General features: G+C 74.4%; 7 protein-coding genes. 5 read left to right on the top strand and 2 right to left on the bottom strand.

The genetic code is table 11. From position 1 onward, the window contains the following. A partial coding sequence (gene pta / locus KBX39_RS20240; RefSeq protein ID WP_210871958.1) for a phosphate acetyltransferase occupies positions 1-982 on the top strand: 982 nt, incomplete at its 5' end. Next, positions 979-2,091, top strand: a complete 1,113-nt coding sequence (locus tag KBX39_RS20235) for an acetate/propionate family kinase (RefSeq protein ID WP_064447873.1) — start codon at positions 979-981, stop codon at positions 2,089-2,091. The genes pta and KBX39_RS20235, both read left to right, overlap by 4 nt. A gap of 145 nt (positions 2,092-2,236) precedes the next feature. Here the strand turns inward: KBX39_RS20235 and KBX39_RS20230 are convergent, their stop codons facing one another. Further along, positions 2,237-2,410, bottom strand: a complete 174-nt coding sequence (locus KBX39_RS20230) for a hypothetical protein (RefSeq protein WP_166457193.1) — start codon at positions 2,408-2,410, stop codon at positions 2,237-2,239. Between the two features lie 181 nt (positions 2,411-2,591). On the opposite strand from KBX39_RS20230, the gene KBX39_RS20225 reads away from it, so the two are divergent. From KBX39_RS20225 to KBX39_RS20215, 3 genes are all read left to right on the top strand, one after another. After that, positions 2,592-3,665 (top strand): hydrolase, encoded by a 1,074-nt coding sequence (locus KBX39_RS20225; RefSeq protein ID WP_069087361.1) that lies wholly within the window; start codon positions 2,592-2,594, stop codon positions 3,663-3,665. 110 nt (positions 3,666-3,775) lie between these two features. After that, entirely contained in the window at positions 3,776-4,309 is a 534-nt protein-coding gene (locus KBX39_RS20220) for a nucleotidyltransferase domain-containing protein (protein WP_043328535.1), read from the top strand. 41 nt (positions 4,310-4,350) lie between these two features. After that, the gene (locus tag KBX39_RS20215; protein ID WP_043328533.1) at positions 4,351-5,316 is read left to right on the top strand and encodes a chlorophyllase; all 966 of its coding nucleotides are present in this window, start codon (positions 4,351-4,353) and stop codon (positions 5,314-5,316) included. Positions 5,317-5,431: 115 nt separating this feature from the next. On the opposite strand, the gene KBX39_RS20210 is transcribed toward KBX39_RS20215, so the two are convergent. Continuing rightward, a partial coding sequence (locus KBX39_RS20210; protein ID WP_210871956.1) for a zinc-binding dehydrogenase occupies positions 5,432-6,155 on the bottom strand: 724 nt, incomplete at its 5' end.

Here is a 6,155-nt window from a genome sequence, read left to right as displayed (position 1 = left end):
GTTCGAGAACGACCTGATCGACCGGGCCCGCGCCCAGCGCCGCCGGCTCGTGCTCCCCGAGGGCGCCGAAGAACGGATCCTGCGCGCGACCGAGGTGCTGCTGCGCCGGGGCGTCGCCGAGATCACGCTGCTCGGCCGCCCGGACGAGATCGCCCGCCGCACCCGGGAACTGGGCGTGGACCTCGGCGACGCGCAGGTGGTCGACCCGGCGACCAGCCCGTGGCGGGACGAGTTCGCGCAGGCGTACGCGCAGTTGCGCGCCCACCGCGGCGTCACCGTGGAACTGGCGCACGACATCGTGGCGCAACCCAACTACTTCGGCACGATGATGGTGCAGACCGGCCACGCCGACGGCATGGTGTCCGGCGCCACCCACACCACAGCCGCCACCATCCGGCCCGCGTTCGAGATCATCCGGACCGTGCCGGGCGTCTCGGTCGCCTCCAGCGTCTTCTTCATGCTGCTCGCCGACCGGGTGCTCGTCTACGGGGACTGCGCCGTCAACCCCGACCCGGACGCCGACCAGCTCGCCGACATCGCCATCTCGTCGGCCGACACCGCGGCCCGGTTCGGCATCGAGCCGCGGGTGGCGATGCTGTCCTACTCCACCGGCAGCTCCGGCGCGGGCGCCGACGTGGAGAAGGTCGCGGCGGCCACCAAGCTGGTCCGGGAACGCCGGCCCGACCTGCTGGTCGAGGGCCCGATCCAGTACGACGCGGCGATCGACCCGCAGGTGGCCGCCACCAAGCTGCCGGACAGCCCGGTCGCCGGGCGCGCCACGGTGTTCATCTTCCCGGACCTGAACACCGGCAACAACACGTACAAGGCGGTGCAGCGGTCGGCCGGGGCGGTGGCGGTCGGGCCGGTCATGCAGGGCCTGCGGCGGCCGGTAAACGACCTGTCCCGCGGCGCCACCGTGCCCGACATCGTCAACACGGTGGCGATCACCGCCATCCAGGCCGCCGCGGAGGCGTCGGAATGAGCCGCATCCTGGTCCTCAACAGCGGGTCCTCGTCGGTCAAGTACCGGCTGTACGACGGCGACGACGTCCTGGACAAGGGCACCGTCGAACGGATCGGCGAACCCGGCGGCGGGCCGGCCGACCACGAGAGCGCGGTCCGGGAGATCATCGGTCGGCTCGACCTGACCGGGCTGGCCGGCGTCGGCCACCGGGTGGTGCACGGCGGGCGGAAGTTCAGCGAGCCGGTACGCATCGACGACGCGGTGGTCGCCGCCATCGAGGACCTGGTGCCGCTCGCCCCGCTGCACAACCCGGCCAACCTGGCCGGCATCCGCGTGGCCCGGGAGGCGCTGCCGGACGTCCCGCAGGTGGCCGTCTTCGACACCGCGTTCCACCACACGCTGCCCGAGGCCGCCGCCACGTACGCGATCGACAAGGCCACCGCCGAGCGGTACGGCGTCCGCCGGTACGGCTTCCACGGCACCTCGCACGCGTACGTCTCGCGGCGCACGGCGGACCTGCTCGACCGCCCGTACGACCAGCTCAACACCATCACGCTGCACCTGGGCAACGGGGCGAGCGCCTGTGCCGTCCAGGGTGGCCGCAGCGTGGCCACCTCGATGGGCATGTCACCGCTGGAAGGCCTGGTGATGGGCACCCGCAGCGGCGACCTCGACCCGACAGTCATCTTCCACCTGCGCCGCGAGGGCGGCATGGGCGTCGACGACATCGACGACCTGCTCAACCACCGCAGCGGCCTGCTCGGGCTGACCGGCGCCAACGACATGCGTGAGGTGCTGGCCCGGCGTGCCGCCGGTGACCCGGACGCGACACTGGCCTTCGACGTCTACTGCCGGCGCATCACCGGCTACGTCGGCGCGTACTACGCGCTGCTCGGCCGGGTCGACGCGATCGCGTTCACCGCCGGGGTGGGCGAGCACGCCGCGCCGGTGCGTTCCGCGTCGCTGGCCGGGCTGGAGCGGCTCGGCATCGCCGTCGACCCGGCGCGCAACGACGGCCACGGCGACCGGATCGTCTCGCCGGACGGCGCGGAGGTGGCGGTGCTCGTGGTCGGCACCGACGAGGAGCGGGAGATCGCCCGCGAGACCCGCGAGGTGCTGGGCGTCTGACCGCGTTCTGGGCGACGGTGCCGCCACCTCGGGGAAGTGGCGCGATCCCGGCCCCTCCGATGCCGCCACCTCGGCGAGGTGGCGTGACCCCAGCGCTTCCAAACCCGACCCTGCCGCTGCCGGCGACCGGCGCGCGGCGGCCGGGTCAGCCCAGGGCGATCCAGGCGACCAGCGCGACCACCACGACGACGGCGACAGCCACACCGGCGATCAGCGGCACCCGGGACGGCGCCGACGCCGACGCGGCCGGCTCGGGCGAATCGACGAACGCGCGGAACTGCGCTGTGTTGCCACTCGGGTCGGTGTAGTTCTCAGCCATGCGGGTGACCCTAGCGAAACCGGCCGGACCAGGCCGCCCCGCCAGGCCGGAGCTCGACATCCGGCTCACCGGGCCCGCGCAAACCCGCCCGGCCGGTGGAGGCGTCGCCCGGCCGGGTGGTGACGGCAGCCGATCCGGACGGCGGGCGCGGACCGACCACTCGGCTGCCTACCGTGCAGGTGTGAGGGGGCAGCGGCTGGTGGCCGCGCTGATGACGGCGCTGCTGGCCGGCTGCGGCCAGGCCGTCGCCACCACCGATCCCGTACCGGCCGGTGTCCGGCCCGCGCCCGATCGCCAGTACGCGGTGGGGATGCGCCAGTTCACGCTCGACCCGGAGGGCACGCGGCCGCTGCCGGTCACCGTCTGGTACCCGGCCGATCTGCCCACGCAGGCGACCCCGTCCACTTCCGCAGGTCCCGCCGCACCGGCCCACACCACCGCGCTACCCGGCTCCGCCCCCGCACGTGACGCCGCCCTCTCGCCGGGCCCCGCCGCCACCTCGACCGGCCCCGCCGCCGGGCCGTCCGGCACCGGCACGCTTGACGGGCCACGGGTACGGCCGGGCGCGCCGTTCGCGGCGGGCCGGTTCCCGGTGGTCCTCTACAGCCACGGGCTGCGCAGCCTGCCCGCGCTGCACGCCGCCCTGACCAGCCGCTGGGCGGCCGCCGGGTTCGTGGTGGTAGCGCCCACCTACCCGCGTACGAGCCTGCGCGCCCGCAGCTACACCCGCGACGACGTACGCAACCAGCCGGCCGACGCCTGGCGGCTGGTCCGTCACCTGGTCCGTCTGGGCACCCGCCCCGGTGACCCGCTCGGCGCGCACCTGGCCGTGGACCGGTTCGCCGCCGCCGGGCACTCGGCCGGTGGTCACACCAGCCTCGGAATGTTCGCCTCCGGGCAACCGACCCCGCTACGGGCCGGGATCGTGATCGCCGGTGGCCGGATGGTCGCCGGCTTCTCCCGTCCGCTCGCGCCGATGCTGTTCGTGCACGGGAGCGCCGACCGGATCGTGCCGGAGTCGATCGGCCGGGCCGCGTACGCCCGCTGCCTCGGACCGGCCGCCTTCCTGAGCCTGCGCGGTCAGGGCCACGGCGAGTATCTGACGCCGGGCCGGGCCGGTTTCCCCCAGGTGCTCGCCACCACCACCGACTTCCTGCGCTGGACGCTCTACGCCGACCGGGCGGCGCTGCGTCGCCTCCCCGCCGACGCGACAGCCCCCGGCACAACTTTCACGACCCACTCCCTCCCCACGTGACCGCACCCGGCCCAGCGCCGTTGATCATGAAGTTGACGGCGACAAACCGGACAGCAGATGCCGCCAACTTCATGATCGACGCGACCCACGGCGGTGGGTAGGGTGCGGGCGTGGACGGGCTGGAAGGGCGGCAACTGGGCGCCATCCGTGAGGTCGTCGAGGTGGCCGGAGCGGCCGGGATCGACGTCTGGCTGCGCGGCGGCTGGGCGATGGACTTCCACCTCGGAGCGGTGAGCCGCCCCCACGTCGATGTCGACTGGTACTGCTGGCGGCGGGACGCCGACCTGCTGGCCGACCGGCTCGGCGCGCTCAGCTGGCGGCCCGACCCCCGAATGCCGGCAACGCTCCAGCTCGACCTGGTCCGGGACGACGTCGAGCTGAGCTTCGCGTACCTCGACCGGGACACGGCGGGCCGGGTCGTCGTGGGCGCCGGACCGTGGGCGGGCACCGTCCTGCCCGAGGGCATGCTGAGCGCCCCACCCGGCCGGATCGGTCCGCTCGCGGCGCCGGTGATCAGCGTCGCCGCGCAGATCGAGTTCAAGGAGATGTTCCCGGTCTGGATGCCGGAGCGGCCCCGCCGTGCCAAGGACGCCGCCGACCTGGCCCGGCTCCGCGCATCGGCGTGCGACCACCCGACCGGCTGACCGGGCGGGGTCACAGGCGATCGCGAGGCACAATTCAGTTCATGCGCCGTCGTCCCGTCGCCCTGCTCACCGCCGCCGTCCTCGGCGCCGCCCTCGCCGGCTGCTCGGAGCAGCCCGCCGCCCCGGCCGGGCGGCCCGCTCCGGACACCGCACCGACAAGCGTCACACCGACCCCGCGCGTACCCGCCGGCAAGGCGCCCACGGAGAGCTTCGCGGTCGGCGTACGCCAGGTGAAGCTGAACCGGGACGGCAACCGGCCGTTGCCGGTGACGATCTGGTACCCGGCGGCGGGCGCGGCCGGTGGCGCGGTCGAGCGCTCCGCCCCGGCGGCGGACGGGCGGTTCCCGGTGGTGCTGTTCAGCCACGGGCTGACCGCCCGGCCGGAGGACTACCAGGTGCTGCTCACGCGCTGGGCGGCGGCCGGTTTCGTGGTCGCCGCGCCACGATTTCCGCACACCTCTCGGGGCACCGACGGCAACGCGCTGGACGTGCTGAACCAGCCGGCCGACGTGTCGTACGTGCTGACCCGGGTGCTCGCGCTCGGCGAGAAGGCGGGCGATCCGCTGCGTGGCCGGCTGGACCCGGAGCGGGTGGCCGCGACCGGGCACAGCGCCGGTGGCGTGACCACTATCGGCCTGTTCACCGCGGGCCGGGACGCGCGGCTGGACGCGGGCATCGTCTTCGCCGGCACCGCGCTCGGCGTGGGCACCGCGTTCGCCGGCACCGTCGCGCCGCAGTTGTACGTGCACGGTGAGGCCGACGAGGTGGTGTCGTACGCCGCGGGCAAGGCCGTCTTCGACGCGGTGCCGTGGCCGAAGGCGATGCTCAGCCTGCCGAAGGGCGACCACGGCCGGGCGCTGCTCGGCGACGGCAAGGCGCTGGGCGTGGTCGCGGACACCACGATCGAGTTCCTCCGCTGGACGCTCTACGGCGACCCGGCGGCGAAGGAGCGCCTCCCCGCCGCCGCGGCCCGAGGCGGTGTGGCCACGCTCGACGACCGGCTGTAAGGAAGGGCCCCTTATTAACGCCTCCGGTAGAGAAGGGGCCCCTTCTTAACACGCCGCGCCGCGCGCCGCCAGCGCCGAGCGCCGCCAGCGCCGAGCACCATCCGCGCCGCGCGCCTCAGGCGGTGTGGTCGACGACCACCTTGCCGAAGACGTCGCCGGACTGCAGCCGGGCGAACGCCTCGGTGATCTCGCTGAACGGCACCACCCGGTCGACCACCGGCCGCACCTCGTGCTCGGCGCAGAACGCGAGCAGTTCGGTCAGCTCGTCGGGGGTGCCCATCGAGGTGCCGAGGATCTCCAGCTGCATGGCGAAGACCCGGCGCAGGTTGACCTTCGGCTCGTGGCCGGAGGTGGCGCCGGAGACCACGATCCGGGCCATCGGCGCGGCCGACTTCAGCGAGTGGTCGAACGTGGCCGCGCCGACCGTCTCGATCACCACGTCGACCCGTTCCGGCAGCCGCGCGCCGGGCTCCAGCGCGGTCGCGCCCAGCTCGGCGATCCGCTCCCGCTTGGCGGCGTCGCGGCTGGTCGCGTACACCCGCTTGCCGAGCGCGACGCCGAGCGCGACAGCCGCGGTGGCCACGCCACCGCCGGCGCCCTGGACCAGCACCGACTCGCCGTCGGCGACCCGGCCCTTGGTGGTCAGCATCCGCCAGGCGGTGAGCCAGGCCGTGGGCAGGCACGCCGCGTCGGTGGCCGACAGGCCGTCGGGCAGCGGCAGGAGGTTCATCCGGGGTACGGCGACCAGCTCGGCGAACGTGCCCTGGTAGTGCTCGGAGAGGATGGAGACCCCGCGCGGGTCGCCCGGGGTGGGCACCACCGGGTAGATGACGACCTCG

The organism is Micromonospora sp. D75 (assembly GCF_018070405.1).
GTDB classification, from domain to species: domain Bacteria; phylum Actinomycetota; class Actinomycetes; order Mycobacteriales; family Micromonosporaceae; genus Micromonospora; species Micromonospora chalcea.
This window is presented reverse-complemented; position numbering and strand designations above follow the sequence as displayed.